The sequence below is a fragment of the Actinoplanes sp. HUAS TT8 genome (assembly GCF_051380535.1).
Classification (GTDB): Bacteria; Actinomycetota; Actinomycetes; order Mycobacteriales; family Micromonosporaceae; genus Actinoplanes.
This window is the reverse complement of the sequence record NZ_CP195646.1, coordinates 5,861,608-5,875,010: the sequence shown is the minus strand read 5'-3', so window position 1 is coordinate 5,875,010 and position 13,403 is coordinate 5,861,608. Positions and strand designations below refer to the sequence as shown.

10 protein-coding genes and 1 pseudogene are annotated in these 13,403 nt (G+C 73.2%); 8 read left to right on the top strand and 3 right to left on the bottom strand.

Annotated features, from left to right (window positions below):
- Positions 1 to 55: 55 nt before the first annotated feature.
- Positions 56 to 1,580 (bottom strand): annotated as a pseudogene (locus ACSHV8_RS26345) (NADP(+)-dependent, decarboxylating phosphogluconate dehydrogenase).
- Between the two features lie 189 nt (positions 1,581 to 1,769).
- On the opposite strand from ACSHV8_RS26345, the gene ACSHV8_RS26340 reads away from it, so the two are divergent.
- From ACSHV8_RS26340 to ACSHV8_RS26320, 5 genes are all read left to right on the top strand, one after another.
- Positions 1,770 to 2,084: a type II toxin-antitoxin system PemK/MazF family toxin gene (locus ACSHV8_RS26340; RefSeq protein ID WP_436519666.1), complete on the top strand. Its 315-nt coding sequence runs from the start codon at positions 1,770 to 1,772 to the stop codon at positions 2,082 to 2,084.
- Between the two features lie 190 nt (positions 2,085 to 2,274).
- Complete coding sequence (locus tag ACSHV8_RS26335) at positions 2,275 to 3,618, top strand: PP2C family protein-serine/threonine phosphatase (protein ID WP_436519664.1); 1,344 nt, start codon at positions 2,275 to 2,277, stop codon at positions 3,616 to 3,618.
- 68 nt (positions 3,619 to 3,686) lie between these two features.
- Positions 3,687 to 4,928, top strand: a complete 1,242-nt coding sequence (locus ACSHV8_RS26330) for a hypothetical protein (RefSeq protein WP_436519662.1) — start codon at positions 3,687 to 3,689, stop codon at positions 4,926 to 4,928.
- Positions 4,925 to 5,896, top strand: a complete 972-nt coding sequence (locus ACSHV8_RS26325) for a glutamate ABC transporter substrate-binding protein (protein WP_436519660.1) — start codon at positions 4,925 to 4,927, stop codon at positions 5,894 to 5,896. Before ACSHV8_RS26330 ends, ACSHV8_RS26325 begins: the two co-directional genes overlap by 4 nt.
- Positions 5,897 to 6,070: 174 nt before the next feature.
- The gene (locus tag ACSHV8_RS26320) at positions 6,071 to 6,718 is read left to right on the top strand and encodes an RDD family protein (RefSeq protein ID WP_436519658.1); all 648 of its coding nucleotides are present in this window, start codon (positions 6,071 to 6,073) and stop codon (positions 6,716 to 6,718) included.
- Positions 6,719 to 6,863: 145 nt separating this feature from the next.
- Here the strand turns inward: ACSHV8_RS26320 and ACSHV8_RS26315 are convergent, their stop codons facing one another.
- Positions 6,864 to 8,414 (bottom strand): MFS transporter, encoded by a 1,551-nt coding sequence (locus ACSHV8_RS26315; protein ID WP_436519656.1) that lies wholly within the window; start codon positions 8,412 to 8,414, stop codon positions 6,864 to 6,866.
- 87 nt (positions 8,415 to 8,501) lie between these two features.
- Here ACSHV8_RS26315 and ACSHV8_RS26310 point away from each other — a divergent pair, with 87 nt between their 5' ends.
- Positions 8,502 to 9,128, top strand: a complete 627-nt coding sequence (locus ACSHV8_RS26310; protein WP_436519654.1) for a TetR/AcrR family transcriptional regulator — start codon at positions 8,502 to 8,504, stop codon at positions 9,126 to 9,128.
- A gap of 394 nt (positions 9,129 to 9,522) precedes the next feature.
- On the opposite strand, the gene ACSHV8_RS26305 is transcribed toward ACSHV8_RS26310, so the two are convergent.
- On the bottom strand, positions 9,523 to 9,987 hold the full coding sequence (locus tag ACSHV8_RS26305; protein ID WP_436519653.1) for a GNAT family N-acetyltransferase: 465 nt from the start codon (positions 9,985 to 9,987) through the stop codon (positions 9,523 to 9,525).
- Between the two features lie 46 nt (positions 9,988 to 10,033).
- Here ACSHV8_RS26305 and ACSHV8_RS26300 point away from each other — a divergent pair, with 46 nt between their 5' ends.
- A complete protein-coding gene (locus tag ACSHV8_RS26300; protein WP_436519651.1) occupies positions 10,034 to 10,438 on the top strand; it encodes an NUDIX domain-containing protein in 405 nt (134 codons plus the stop codon).
- An 11-nt stretch (positions 10,439 to 10,449) separates the two neighbouring features.
- Positions 10,450 to 13,401, top strand: coding sequence for an ATP-binding protein (locus tag ACSHV8_RS26295; protein ID WP_436519649.1), 2,952 nt, complete (start codon positions 10,450 to 10,452; stop codon positions 13,399 to 13,401).
- Positions 13,402 to 13,403 lie beyond the last annotated feature (2 nt).

Sequence of the window (13,403 nt, the reverse complement as noted above, 5' to 3'; positions counted from 1 at the left end):
TTGAATGGGAAACGCCCCGGTCTCGAAAGACCGGGGCGCATCGGGAACTACCAGGTCAGGCCGAGACCTCGGAGCGGTCGTCGGTGGCCCACAGGGTGTGGAACGAACCGTCGCGGTCGACGCGGCGGTACGTGTGGGCGCCGAAGAAGTCGCGCTGGCCCTGGATCAGCGCGGCGGGCAGGCGCTTGGCCCGCAGGCCGTCGTAGTAGGCCAGCGCGGAGGCGAAGCCCGGGGCCGGAATGCCCTGCTGGGCGGCGGTGGAGACGACGCGGCGCCACGCGTCCTGGGCGCCGCTGACCGCGTCCAGGAAGTAGTCGTCGACCAGCAGCGTGGTCAGCGACGGGTTCTTGTCGTAGGCCTGCTTGATGAAGTCCAGGAACTTGGCCCGGATGATGCAGCCGGCCCGCCAGATCTTGGCCATCGCGCCCGGGTCGATCTCCCAGTCGTACTCCGCGCTGGCCGCCTGGATCTGCTGGAAGCCCTGCGCGTAAGCGACGATCTTGGAGGCGAACAGCGCCTGCTCGACGTCCGCCCGCAGGTCGCCGCCGACGTGCTCGGTACCGGCCGACGGGCCCGGCAGACCGGCGTCGGCGGCCGCCTTGCGAACGTCCGCACCCCCGGAGAGCGCACGGGCAAAAACGGACTCGGCGATGCCGCTGACCGGCACCCCCAGGTCCAGAGCGGCCTGCACGGTCCAGCGACCGGTGCCCTTCTGCTCGGCCTGGTCCACCACGACGTCGACGAACGGCTGCCCGGTCGCGGCGTCGTTCTGCTTGAGCACCTCGGCGGTGATCTCGATCAGGTACGACCCGAGGCGGCCCTCGTTCCACTCACCGAACGTGGTGGCGATCTCGGCGGTGATCTCGATCAGGTCGACGAACGGCTGCCCGAGCACCTCGCGGCTCCTCGTTCCACTCACCGAACGTGGTGGCGATCTCGGCCGGGGACAGGCCGCCGACCTGGCGCAGCAGGTCGTACGCCTCGGCGATGAGCTGCATGTCGGCGTACTCGATGCCGTTGTGCACCATCTTGACGAAGTGGCCGGCACCGTCCGGGCCGACGTGCGTGCAGCACGGCTCGCCGTCGACCTTGGCCGAGATGTCCTCCAGCAGCGGGCCGAGAGCGTCGTACGACTCCTTCGGGCCGCCCGGCATGATGCTCGGGCCGTGCAGCGCGCCCTCCTCGCCGCCGGACACGCCCATGCCCACGAAGTGCAGGCCCTTGGCCTTGAGCGCGGCCTCGCGACGACGCGTGTCCGCGAAGTGCGCGTTGCCGGCGTCGATGAGCATGTCGCCCTCCTCCAGGAGGGGGGCGAACTCGTCGATCACGGCGTCGGTGGCCGGACCGGCCTTCACCATGATCACCACGCGGCGCGGGCGCTCGAGGCTCGCCACGAAGTCCTCGGCCGACTCGGCCGGGATGAACGTGCCCTCGTTGCCGAACTCCTCGACCAGCTCCTTGGTCCGGCCGTAGGAACGGTTGTGCACCGCCACGGTGTGCCCGTGCCGAGCGAAGTTACGGGCCAGGTTCCGGCCCATCACCGCCAGGCCCGTGACCCCGATCTGCGCCTTCTGCGACATCCTGCGTCCTTCCTCGTTACCGGCCCGTGACGGGCCCCGCGGTCATTTCTACGCGATCGGACGCACCGAAGTTCGATCACGTCCACGGAATGAACACGCCCGGGCGGGGCGAACGCGGCCGAGATCGGCGCGGCGGTACGCTTCCTGCCATGTCGTTCCGGGCCGTGCCGTCCTCCGGTCGGTGCTGACATGCGCCGGGGCGAGATCTGGACCATCGGGGATCGTTCCGACCTGCGTTATCGAGTTCTCGTGCTCTCGGCCGACACGTACAACGAACGTGACAACGCCTCACCCTACTGCGCGCCGATCGTGCGCCAACGCGGGGTGACCGAGCTTCCCCCGTTCGCGGTCGCGCTGACCGAGCAGGACCCGATCACCGGGGTCGTGGTGGTCAACCGGATGCGCCGGCTGCCGGCCACCACCGGCGCCGAGCGGATCGGGATGGTGACCGGCGCCAGCATGGCCCGGTTGACCGAGGCCATGCGGGACCTATTCGAACTCTGAACTCCGATCTATCCCCTCCCGTCACCGAACGCCTTACGCCCGACCGGGTGACCTGTGCGATGAACGGTGCAGTCGGGGGATGTGACCTCTCCGCGCGTTGGCGTAAACCGGTACCCGTAGGCCGGACGGGGAGGCGTTTTCTGTGGGTGGTCAGGCGTTTGCGGAGACGCTCAGCGATCGACGGGCCAGGATGGACGCGGTCATCGAGCGGGCGGTCGGGCTGCTCGCCGGCCGGGCCCGGTGCCGGCTCGCCGACGCATACCGGCACCTTTTCCGGATCGCCGCCGAGCAGCGCCGCGAACCGGCCGAGGTCGCCGGCCGGGTGATCCGGCTGCTGGACGCCGCCGACGCGCCGCCGTCGCCGTTCGCCGGGCACGAGCTGATCGCCGACCGGCTGGCCGCGGTCGAGGAACTCGCCAACCTCGGCTGGGGCGAATGGGACCTGGTCACCGGCGAGATCTACTGGTCGCCGCAGCTGTACCGGATCTACGAGCGCGACCCCGACCTGGGTCCGCTGGCCAGTGGCGAACTGCGCGAGGCCGCACTTGAGGCGGCGCAGGGCCGTGACCGGGTCGAGCTGGTCGCGCCGGTCCGGATCGGGGGGCGGATCCGGCGGCTGCGCACGGTCGCCGACACCGTCCGGGACGCCGACGGCCGCCCGATCCGGATGTTCGGCATCGTCCAGGACGTCACCGAGCAGCCGGTCAGCGCCCAACGACTGGCCGAGGTCGAGCAGAAACTGGACGAGCAGCGGCGGGCCGCGGTCGCCGAGCACAACCTGACCCTGCGTCTGCAGGAGATCATCCTGCCGATCCCGGACGAGCCGATCGAGCTGCCCGGGCTGAAGGCGGCCGTCCGCTACCTGCCGGCCGGGCAGGAGACGATGGTCGGCGGCGACTGGTTCCACGCGGCCGCCCTGCGCGACGGGACGGTGCTGCTGGCCGTCGGCGACGTGGCTGGCCACGGCACCCAGGCGGCCAGCAACATGGCCCAGCTGCGGCACGCCCTGCGCGCGCTGACCGTGGTCGACAGCGACCCGGCGACCCTGCTCGGCCACCTCAACCGGCTCACCTGCGAGCTGGAACGGGAGACGCCGGAGCTGGCCGCGACCGCGGTCATCGCCCGCTTCGACCCGCGCCGGCAGGAACTGATCTGGGCCCAGGCCGGGCACCCGCCGCCCCTGCTGTGCCGGGCCGGGCGCACGTCGCCGCTGGCCCGCCCGTCCGGGCCGATGCTGGGCGTGGTGGAGGACGCGCGCTACCAGAACGCGGTCACCGACTTCCGGCCCGGGGACGTGCTTCTGCTCTACACCGACGGGCTGGTCGAGCACCGGACGCACGGCCTGGACACCGGGCTGGACGCGGTGATGGCGGCGGTCGACGACGCCGTCCGGGCGGCCCCCCACCAGCCGCTCGCGGAGCTGGTCGGGCGGCTGCGGCGGGCCAACCCGGACGACGACACGTGCATCCTGGCCGCCCGCCCGTCCACCGGCGGCACGCGCGACCTGCGAAGGCACCTGCTCGGGCACGCATAATCACGTTACGTGTTGCTCCCGCGCCCTACCGTCGGCGGCAGTCGTCCGCCGAACCTCGGGAGTGGACAGTGTCACGACTCGCCACACCGGATCTCTACCGCGTCATCGCCGGGGCCCTGATCGTCCTCGGTCTCGCGCTGGGCGGGACCGCGCTGGCCACGGTGCACCACCGGTCGGCCCTGACCCAGGACATCACCGGGGTGAGCGGTCCGCTCAGCGTCCACGCCCAGGACCTCTACCGATCGTTGTCGGACGCGGACGCCACCGCGGCCACCGCGTTCCTGACCAGTGGCGCCGAGCCGGCCGACCTGCGTCAGCGCTACCTGGACGACCTGGCGCGGGCCAGCGCGGCGCTGACCGTGGCGTCCCGGGACGCCGACGACACCGACGCCGCCCGGGTCGCGGTGCTCACCGCCCAGCTGCCGGTCTACACCGGACTGGTGGAGACCGCCCGGTCGTACAACCGGCTCGGGGTGCCGCTCGGCGGGGCGTACCTGCGCGAGGCGTCGGCACTGATGCGCGGGAACCTGCTGCCGCGGGCCGAGGAGCTGTTCGTCTCCGCGCAGGCCCGCCTCGGCGGCGCGCAGCGCGACGCGGCCGGGTTCGCCTGGCCCGTCGTGCTGTTCGGCCTGCTCCTGCTCGCCGGGCTGCTCGCCGCCCAGGTCATCGTCGCCCGCCGCACCAACCGGGTGTTCAACGTCGGCCTGGTCGCCGGCAGCCTGGTCGCGCTGATCGTGCTGGCCTGGTCGTCGGTCGCGCTGGGCGTCACCGCGGGCCGGGTCGACGTCGGCCGGACGCAGGGGTCGGCCCTGGTCGACGTGCTCGCGAGCGCGCGCCGGGCGGCCCTGCAGGCCCGCGCCGACGAGTCGCTCACGCTGGTCGCCCGCGGCGGCGGGGCGGCCTTCGAGAAGGACTACGGCGTGGTCGTCCAGCAGCTGACCGGGCTGCTCGACCGGGCCGCCGGCGAGGCGCCGGCCACCGACCGCGCGGTCATCGTGGCCGCCGGCCAGCACGCGCAGCGGTGGCACGAGCTGCACGGGCAGCTGCGGGCGCTGGACGACAAGGGTGACTACCCGGCCGCGGTGGCCCGGGCGACCGCGACCGGCCCGGCCGACTCGGCCGCCGTCTTCGCCGACCTGGACGCGGCCCTGACCAGCGCGCTGGACACCGCCAACCAGCGGGTCGACCGGCAGGCCGGGACCGGCGTGAGCGCGCTGACCGGCCTGGAGATCGCGTTGCTGCTGCTCACCGCCGGCCTGGTGGCCGCGGTTGTCCTCGGGTTCCGCCCCCGGATCGGAGAATATCGATGAAGCGCGTCGTCGCCCTGCTCATCCCGATCATGCTGCTGGCCGGGTGCGGATCAACCGATCAACCCCAGAATTCGACGTACGGTGTGAAGGCCTCGGTGCCCCGGCCGGAGAACGTCCAGGACCCGGCCGAGGTGCCCAGCCCCGGCCCGGCGCCCGACTGCGTCCCCCGGGCCAGCCTGCGCCCGCCCGCCACCCTGCCCGCGCCGGGGAAGATGCCGGCTGGCAGCACCATGGCGAAGATCGCGGCGCGAGGCCGGTTGATCGTCGGGATCGACCAGAACGCGTACCTCTTCGGCTTCCGCGACCCGACCAGCGGCGACCTGGTCGGCTTCGAGATCGACATGGCCCACGCGGTGGCCAAGGCCCTGTTCGGCGACCCGGGCAAGGTCCAGTTCCTGGCGATCACCACGGCCGACCGGATCCCGGTGATCCAGGACGGCCGGGCCGACATGGTGATCCGGACCATGACGATGAACTGCGAACGCTGGCAGCAGATCTCGTTCTCCACCGAGTACCTGGCCTCGCGGCAGCGGCTGCTGGTCCGCCGGGGCTCCGGCATCAAGGAGTTCGCCGACCTGGCCGGGCGCAAGGTGTGCGCGACCCGGGGGAGCACGAGTATCCGTACCATCGCGGCGCAGCCCTCTCATCCGGTCCCGGTGGCCACCGACAGCACCCTGGACTGCCTGGTGATGCTCCAGCAGGGCCAGGTCGACGCGGTGTCCACGATCGACGTGCTGCTGGCCGGGCTGGCCGCGCAGGACCCCACCACCGAGGTGGTCGGCACCCCGGTCTCCGACGAGCCGTCCGGGATCGGCATGTCGAAGGACACGCCCGATCTGGTGCGATTCGTCAACGGGGCGCTGGAGCGGATCCGGGCCGACGGGACGTGGACCAGCAGCTACCAGCGCTGGCTGGCCGACTCGTTGGGGCCGGTTCCGGCACCGCCCGCGCCGGTCTACCGGGACTGAGCCGGTAACGTCTGCGGGATCAGTTCAGCGACACCGGAGCTCAGCGACATGACATACCCCCAGCCGGACGGCACCCAGAACCCGCCGGAAGGCACTCATAACCCGGAACCGTCCACACACGTTCTGCCGCCGACGCCGGATTCCGCACCTGTGCCGCCGACGCCGCATTCGGAGGTGCCACCGACCCAGGCCTGGAGGCCGCCGGCCGAGAGTCACACGGCGCCGCCGACTCAGCCGTGGTCGCCGCCGGCGGAGAGCAACACAGCGCCGCCGACTCAGCCGTGGACGCCGCCGGCCGAGAGCAACACCCCGCTGCCCAGCGCCTACACGCCGCCGGTCGAGGGGCACACGCCGCCGGCCCAGCCCTGGCTGCCGCCGGGTGGCGCCTACCCGCCGATCCACGACTCCCTGGGGGCGCCCGCCCCCTACGCCCCGCCGCCCGGCTACATGCCGCCGCAGGCCGGCTTCCAGCCGCGGCTGGTCTCGCCCGGCGGGCGGCTCGGCGCGCAGATCCTCGACGGGGTGCTGATCTTCGTCACCGCGGGGATCGGCTGGCTCATCTGGGCGCTGATCGTCTTCGACGGCGGCCTGACCCCGGCCCGGCAGATCCTCGGCCACGTGGTGGTCGACGCGGCCACCGGCACGCCGCTGAGCTGGGGCCGGATGGCGGTCCGGGAGCTGCTGCTCAAGGGCGTGCTGGCCTACGTCGCGGGCGCGGTGACGTTCGGCGTCTACTACCTGATCGACTCGCTCATGGTCTTCGGCCAGCGGTACCAGACCCTGCACGACCGGATGGCCGGTACCGTCGTCGTCCACCGCTGACCGGCCGGTCCCGGACCCGCCGGTCGCTGCCGGCGGGCGGGTCCGGGACCGGGCGGGTCGCTACCGGCGAGCGTTCGCCGGCCTGAGACGAGGCGCTGGCCCGGGGCGAGGCGCTGGCGCGAGGCGGCGCGTGGCGGGCGGCGGCTCACCCCGGCGCGGAGGCGTGCCGGTCGGCACTCCTGCTCGGCTCGACCGAGCCCGGCCCACGACCCGGTTCGCCGGCGGCACTCGGCTCGCCGGCGGCACTCGGCTCGCCGGCAGCACTCGACTCGTCGGCAGCACTCGACTCGTCGGCAGCACTCGACTCGTCGGCAGCGCCCGGCTCGCCGGCTGAAACCAGCGTGCGGGCCGGCTCGCGCAGGCGGGTCGCCAGGGCGGCGGCCAGGAGCATGAGCAGCGCCGCCACCGCGAAGACGGCGTCCACCCCGCCCGTGATCGTCGCGAACCGGTTCATCAGCGAACCGAACGCCGCCGCCCCGATCGCCCCGCCCAGGGACTGGAAGAACCGCACCCCGGTGGTCGCCGCGCCCAGCTGGTGACGCGGCGCCGCCTCCTGGACGGCCAGGATCAGCTTGCCGAGCAGCTGCCCGAAGCCGACGCCGAGCACCAGCAGCTCGGCCCGGATCAGCCAGAACGACGTGTCGTCGCGGGTCAGCGCGAGCGCGCCGAGGGCCAGGGCGGAACAGAGCGTTCCGAAGACCATCGACGTACGCAGCGACCGGCGCAACCGGTTGAACGCGAGCCCGGACAGCGCCAGACCGGCGGCCAGGAACGCCGGGTAGGTGCCCGCCCGCCCGGCGCTGACCCCGCGCGCGACCTGCAGGTACACCATCAGGAAGACGATGCCGCCGACGAGCGCCATACCGACCACGATCTGGATGGCGAAGCTGTCGCGCACGGCCGGGATCCGGAACAGGCCGGGCGGCAGGACCGGGTCGGGGCTGCGGCGCTGCCACCACAGGAACGCGCCCAGCAGCACCAGCGACGTCGCGCCGAGCCCGAGGATCACCGGCGACGACCACGGGTAGCGGTCGCCGCCCCAGTCGCAGACCAGCAGAAGGGCCGCCGCCGCGCCACCGACCAGGGCGGCGCCGGGCAGGTCGACGTGGCCGCCGCTGCCGTGCCGGGGGATCCGCAGCACCAGCAACGCGCCGGCCAGGATCAGCACGCCCAGCGGCACGTTCACGTAGAAGATCCAGCGCCAGTTGCCGTGCTCGGCGAAGAGGCCGCCGATCAGCGGGCCGATCGCCATGCCGAACCCGCCGACCAGTCCGGCCAGGCCGCTGCGTCCGCCGCCGCGCTTGTCGCCGGGTTCGCGCAGGTGGGCCATCACCACCATGGTCACGCTCATCAGGCCGCCGGCGCCGACGCCCTGGACCGCCCGGAACGCGATCAGCTGGGCCATCGACTGCGCCGCCCCGCACAGCACCGAGCCGAGCAGGAACGTCAGCACCGTGCCCAGGAAGACCTGCTTGGGGCCCCAGACGTCGCACAACCGCCCGTAGAGCGGCAGCACGACGGTCGCGGCCAGGGAGAACGCGGCGACGAGCCAGGCGACGTGGTCGACGCCGCGGATCGGGTCGAGGTCGCGGACGATCGGGACGATCGCCGCCGAGACGATGTTCTGGTCGAGGATCGCCAGCACGATCGTGAACAGGCAGATCGCCGCTCCGATCCGGCGCTCCGTTGTGCTCATGGGCTTCATGCTCCGACCGTACGAAGAAATTTTGGTCTGGGTCAATAGTTTGTCCAAGACCAAAATTGACTCTGGTAAAGTTCGGGCGTGGAGAGCGGACTGCGGGAGCGCAAGAAGCAGGAGACGCGCCGGTTGCTGTGGGAGACGGCGATCCGGCTGTTCGCCGAGCGCGGGTTCGACAACGTGGCGATGGCCGAGGTCGCCGCCGCCGCGAACGTGTCCAAGACGACCGTCTTCAACTACTTCGGCAGCAAGGAAGACCTGGTCCTCGGGCCGGCCGAGGAGCACGTCGACGAGCCCGCCCGGGTCGTCCGCACCCGCGCACCGGGCGAGTCACCGCTGGCCGCGCTGCGCCGGCACTTCCTCACCGCGCTGGCCGAACGGGACCCGTCGACCGGCCTGAGCGACGAGCCGAACGTGCTCCGCGTCCAACGCCTGATCACCCGGACGCCGTCGCTGACCCCCCGGTTGTTCGTCGCGCTGGCCCGCACCCAGGAACTCCTCGCGGCCGAACTGGCCACCATGACCGAGCCGCGCGTGGCCCGCCTGGCCGCCGCCCAGATCGCGGCGGCCCGCATGGTGCTGGTCACCGAGAACCGCGACCGCATGCTGGCCGGCGAGCCCGCCGACATGATCTACCCCTTGGCCGTAACCCACGCCAACCAGGCCTTCGACCTGCTGGAACAGGGCCTGGCCAACCCTTTAACCCCTTAAAACCCCTTTCCCGTACGCCCATGAGCCCCCCGTCCGTGCCCACCCGCACCAGCTGGTGCTCACGGCTGTAAAACGCCGCCGGAACAGCCCTCAGCACCAGCCGAGCCCGGTCGCCCGTCGCGGGCTCGGCCTGGGGTGGGCTTGCGCCGCGCCGCGCGGTGCTCGGCTGGTGCTCACGGCTGTAAAAGGGCCTCGGAAGAACCCTCAGCGCCAGCTGAGCCTGGTTGCGCGTCTCGGGCTTGGGCCGGGGTGGGCTTGCGGGGCGGCGCGTGGTGTCCGGCTGGTGCTCACGGCTGTTAAACGGGGCGGGAACAGCCCTCAGCGCCAGCTGGGCTCGGCGGGCGTCGAGATGGCGCGGGGTCGGGTGGGTCAGCGTTCCTTGCTGTGGGGTGGGTCAGCGCTCTTTGGTGAGGTGGACGAGGGTGAGGTCGGGGCGGACGTGTTCGCGGTGTGTCTCCTCGTAGCCGTGGCGTTCGTAGAGGCGGATGTTGGCGCTGCTCAGGTGGCCGGTGAACAGGGCGAACCACTCGGCCTGGGCGGCTCCGGCAGCCTCGACGGCGGCCAGCAGCCGGGTGCCGATGCCGCGGCCCTGCAGGTCGGGGGCGACGACCAGGCGGCCGATGCGCAGGACGGTGCCGTCGGGCCGGCCGCGGACCGCGCCGACGATGCGGTGACCGAGGGTGGCCTTCAGGGCCAGGCTCTCCTTCAGCTCGTCGGCCAGGTCGTCGAACGTCTGGACCAGGGCCGGGAGGTGCGGGTCGTCGTAGAGCTGGGCCTCGGCGACGTAGGCGGCCAGCTGCAGGGTGAAGATCTCCCCGGCGTCGGCCGGCGTCGCCGGGCCGATCTCGATCTCGTCCATGCGTCCATCATTCCGGCCGACCGGCCCGGTTTGGCAGGATGTCGGGGTGAAGCCCTCGGTCTCGTGTGTTTTCGTCTGCCACGACGGTGCCGGTCGCATCCTGCTGGCCCGCCGTTCCGCTCAGGCCCGGGACGAGCCCGGCGCCTGGGACTGCGGCGCGGGCGCGCTGGAGTTCGGCGAGACGTTCGAGGAGGCGGTCACCCGCGAGGTGATCGAGGAGTACACGGCCGTGCCCCGCGAGATCCGGCAGCTCGGCGTGCGCAACGTGCTGCGCGCGGATCCGCCGTCGCACTGGGTCGCGGTGGTCTTCTCGGTCCGGGTCGATGCCTCGGAGGTACGGATCGGCGAGCCCCACAAGTTCGACGAGCTGACCTGGTGCGACCCGGGTGACCTGCCCGCCCGGCAACACTCCCAGCTCGCCGCCACCCTGGCCCTGCTGCCGGTCGACTAGCCTCGTCATCGATGAGCGTGGAGCTGCGGCTGCTGTCGCGGGTGCGGCACGGCGAGGTGGAGATCAGCGGGGCCCGGCTGGTGGGTCTGCTGGCGCTGCTCGCCGGGGACCTACCGACCGGTTGCGGCAGCGCGCGGCTGATCGCCGAGCTGTGGCCGGACGAGCAGCCCGACCACCCGGCCAAGGCGCTGCAGACGCTGGTGGCGCGGGCCCGGTCCCGGCTCGGGGCCGACCTGATCGCGAGCACACCCACCGGGTATCGGCTGGCCCTGACGGCCGAGCAGGTGGACTCGTCGGCGGTGCTGCTGCGGGCCGCGGCCGGGCGGCGGCACGCGCGGTCCGGCGACCACGCCGAGGCGCTCGACGAGGCCGAGGCCGGGCTCGCGCTGTTCGGGGCCGACGGCGGGGACGGGCCGCTGGGGGAGTTGCGGGCGGCGCGGGCGGCGACCCGGGACGAGCTGCGTCGGATGCGGGCGCTCGCGCTCGGACGGCTCGGGCGCGACACCTGCGGGGCGCTCGAAGAGCTCGCGGCCGAGCGGCCCCGCGACGAGGAGGTGCTCGTCGAGCTGCTGCGCTGGGAGGCGGCGAACCGGGGGCCGGCGGCGGCGCTGCGCCGGTACGACGGGTACCGGCGCGCGCTGCGGGAGGAGCTCGGCACCGAACCGGGGGCGGAGCTGCGGGCGGCGCACCGGGAGCTGCTGCTCAGCGACGCGCCGGTGGTTCGGCAGGGCTTGCGCCACGAACCCAACGAGCTGCTCGGGCGCGACGACGACGTGACCGCGGTCGGGGGGCTCCTCCGTACGCGAAGGGTGATTTCGATCGTCGGGGCCGGAGGCCTCGGAAAGACACGACTGGCCCAGGCCGTCGGCCGTCGCGCGCCGCACCGCCTGGTCTTCCTCGTCGAGCTGGCGGGCGTGACGCGCGACGACGACGTGCTCGGCGAGGTGGCCTCGGCGCTCGGCGTCGGCGAGACGTCCGGGCTGGTCAACGGCGTGGTGAGCGCGCTCGGGCCGGGCCCGGCGCTGCTCGTGCTGGACAACTGCGAGCAGGTTCTCGGCGGGGTCGCGGCCCTGGTCCAGGCGCTGGTGGCGCGGACCACGGCGACGATCCTGACCACCAGCCGGGCGCCGCTCGGGCTGTCGTCGGAATCGGTCTACCCGCTGCCGGAGCTGGATCCGTCGACCAGCGCGGAGTTGTTCACGCAGCGTGCGCGGGCGGCCCGGCCGGGCGCCGAGCTGCCGCCGGCGACCGTCGGCGAGATCTGCCGCGGCCTGGACGGGCTGCCGCTCGCCGTGGAACTGGCCGCCGCGCGGATCCGGGTGATGTCCGCGGCCGAGATCGCCCGTCGTCTCGGTGACCGGTTCGGGCTGCTCAGCGGCGGCAACCGGGACACCCCGCGGCGGCATCGCACGCTGCACGCGGTGATCGACTGGAGCTGGCGGATGCTGTCGGCCGAGGAGCAGGCGGCCATGCGGCTGCTGTCGATCTTCCCGGGCGGGTTCACCGCCGAGGCCGTCGGTGACGAGGCCGTGCTCACCCGGCTCGTCGAGCAGTCGCTGCTGCGGGCGGCCGACGGCCCGGCCGGTACGCGGTTCCGGATGCTGGAGACGGTGCGGGAGTTCAGCGCGGCCCGCCGCGAGGAGGCGGGCGAGACCCCGGCGGCGATCGACCGGTTCCTGCGGTGGGCGCGCGGCCTGGCCGGTCGTGACCTCGGCGACGATCTGGTCTCCACCGTCGAGATGATCCGCGCCGACCAGGACAACCTGGTCCGGGCGCTGCGCTACGGGCTCGACCGGGCCGACCCGGCGACCGTCACCGCGGCGGCGGCGCTGCTCGGCACGCTGTGGCTGACCGATTCCAATATGAACCGGCTGATCGGGCTGACCGCCGAGGTCCCGCCGGTGCTGGCCCGTTTCCGGCCCGGCCCGGAGCTCGTCGAGGCGACCCGGATGGCCGCGGTCTGGTGCGCGCTCACCGCGTTCGTCGCGCGCGGGCCGCGACCGCTGCGGGCCCTGGCCGTGCTGCGCCGGTTGCCGCCGCCCGAGCCCGGAACGCTTGTCGGCGCGGCCCAGATCGTCCTGTGCACGCACGATCTGGACGGGCTGTCGAAGGGTGCGGATCCGCTGCTCGCGGGGCTGGCCGACTACGCGCTGAGCTACCGGGCGGAGACCGCCAACGACCCGGAAGCCGCCCTGCGCACGGCCCGGCGGATGCTCGACCGGCTCGCCGGCGCCGACCCGTGGCTGCAGGCGCTGGCGCACGCCCGGATCGGGGAGCTGTGCCTGCAGTCGGCGCCCGGGGAGGAGGCGTTCCGGCACCTGGACGCCGCGCTGTCGATCATGGAGGGCCTCGGGGCCTGGGCCAGCGCGGCCCGCGCCCGATGGGCGATCGTGCTGGCCGACCTGCAACGTGGGGCGTTCGACCGGGCCGAACACGGGCTCGAACAGCTCAGCGGCAGCGTCCTCGACGAGGAGGCCGGGCGGATGATGTTCGAACTGTGCGGCCGGGCCGAGATCCTGGTCGGCCGGGGCGACGTCGACAACGGGCTGCGGTTGTGGCGGGAAGCGGCCCGGGGACTGCGGAAATCCGGCGGGCTGTGGGAGAACGAGATCCTGGCCGTGGCCGTGATCGCCCACGGGCGGCACGACCGGCTCGACCTGATCGCCGACATCGCGGCCGAGCTGCCGGGGCGGTTGCTGACGATGCTGCCCGGGGTGCCGCCGGTGGCGTTCCGGGTCGGCGGGGTGATGCTGGTGGCGCTCGCGGTGATCGAAGAGGCGCGCGGCGGGCCGGGGTCGCGGCTGATCGGCCTGGCCGAGCAGTTCGGCTACTCCCGGACGTTCCCGTCGACCCACGCGGCGGTCGAGGCACTGCGGAACCCCTCGGGGCCGGGGGAGTTCACCGGGCTCGACCACGAGGGGTTGCGGGCCGTGGCACTCGCCTCGGTGCCCCGGCCCGCGTAGCC

Bases quoted from the DNA above. Each gene is read 5' to 3' on its own strand.
- ACSHV8_RS26340 (WP_436519666.1), top strand. From the start codon at position 1,770: ATGCGCCGGGGCGAGATCTGGACCATCGGGGATCGTTCCGACCTGCGT.
- ACSHV8_RS26335 (WP_436519664.1), top strand. From the start codon at position 2,275: ATGGACGCGGTCATCGAGCGGGCGGTCGGGCTGCTCGCCGGCCGGGCC.
- ACSHV8_RS26325 (WP_436519660.1), top strand. From the start codon at position 4,925: ATGAAGCGCGTCGTCGCCCTGCTCATCCCGATCATGCTGCTGGCCGGG.
- ACSHV8_RS26315 (WP_436519656.1), bottom strand. From the start codon at position 8,414: ATGAGCACAACGGAGCGCCGGATCGGAGCGGCGATCTGCCTGTTCACG.
- ACSHV8_RS26305 (WP_436519653.1), bottom strand. From the start codon at position 9,987: ATGGACGAGATCGAGATCGGCCCGGCGACGCCGGCCGACGCCGGGGAG.
- ACSHV8_RS26295 (WP_436519649.1), top strand. From the start codon at position 10,450: ATGAGCGTGGAGCTGCGGCTGCTGTCGCGGGTGCGGCACGGCGAGGTG.